At 28.2% G+C, this 1,515-nt stretch carries 1 protein-coding gene; it reads left to right on the top strand.

The window, feature by feature from the left end; genetic code table 11:
* Positions 1–35: 35 nt before the first annotated feature.
* The coding region (locus tag V7127_RS13690) for a glycosyltransferase (RefSeq protein WP_335486872.1) at positions 36–1,515 on the top strand (1,480 nt) is incomplete at its 3' end.

Here is a 1,515-nt window from a genome sequence, read left to right as displayed (position 1 = left end):
AATTTTTAAAAAAATTGTAATCTTAGGGTGATCAGGTGAAAGAGAGAACAATATCATTATGTATGATAGTAAAAAATGAAGAGAGAGTCTTGGCTAAATGTTTAAGGAGTGTAAAGGGGAAAGTTGATGAAATTATCGTTGTTGATACTGGATCAACGGATTCAACTGTAAAAATTGCTGAAACTTTTGGAGCAAAAGTATTCCACTTTAAATGGATAGATGACTTCTCAAGTGCAAGAAATTTTTCTATATCTAAAGCGAGTTCTGATTTTATTTTAGTCTTAGATGCCGATGAACAATTGGATCAAGCCTTTAATTTATATGATGAAATAAAGTCTGAAAAAGATTATTACATTATGTCAATTAAAAATAAAATGGGTAAAGATTACGTACTTAATCATAATGCGATTAGATTATTTAGAAATGATAGTCGATTAATTTATAAAGGACGAATTCATGAGCATATAAATATAGAGGATGATACTTTAACTTTCGATACGATAAATAAACCTCAAATTTATCACACTGGTTATATACCAGAAATATTTAATAATAAAGACAAAAATAATAGGAATCTCAAAATGCTTGAATTGGCAGTTAAAGAGGACCCTTCTGGTTATAACTACTACAATTTAGGTAAACAATTTAAAGCTATAGGTGATTTTGACCAAGCTTTTGAAGCATTTTCAAAGTCCTTTAGCCTAAACAATCAAGTTAGTTATACCTCAAATTTACTATACCATATGGGTGATTGCTTAAACGAACTAAAGAAATATGAAGAAGGAATTTATTTAATAAAAACGTCTATATCAACATTCCCAGAAGCTGTTGATTTATTTTTTATTTTAGGGATCTTATATGAAAATGCAGGATATATTTATGATGCTGAACTATGTTTTAGAAGATGCATTGAAATTGGAGACTTAGAATTTGGTGAGACTTTAGAAGGGGTTGGAAGTTATTTATCCTTCTTTAAGCTTGGGGAAGTATTAAGAAAGCAAGGACGAATATTAGATGCATTTGAATTTGTATTAAAAGCTATTAAACAAAGGAAACATTTTTCTCCTGGGCTAGCGCTTGCTTTATTGCTAATGGAACAATCAAATATCCCATATGAAAATAAAAAAGAGTTTATTGAGAGAACATATAAAATAGAAAATGTGGAAGATCTACAAGTGGTATTAGCAGTTAGCCATGCTTTAAGAAGTCCTTTATTTGATGAATACCTCACAAAATATAATGTTGAAGTTGAATATGAAAGTCTTTGTGTAGCAAACCAATATTCCAAAAAATATAAGAATGCACGAAATTATTGGATGAAAGCAGAAAAAATTAACTATGAGTATGGTATTGATATTTTTATTCTTTCTTTGTTATTAAGTGATACAGAGCTACTTAATAAATCAAAAAATGTTTTAAATGTGAATAATTCAGAGTGGAAAACATTAACTCAAATAGTCAATAGAAATATAGAGAATATTAGACTTACAAATAGTATTAAGGATATTTTAATAT

The organism is Bacillus sp. JJ1773 (genome assembly GCF_036962035.1).
Lineage (GTDB): Bacteria > Bacillota > Bacilli > Bacillales > Cytobacillaceae > Cytobacillus.
This window is presented reverse-complemented; position numbering and strand designations above follow the sequence as displayed.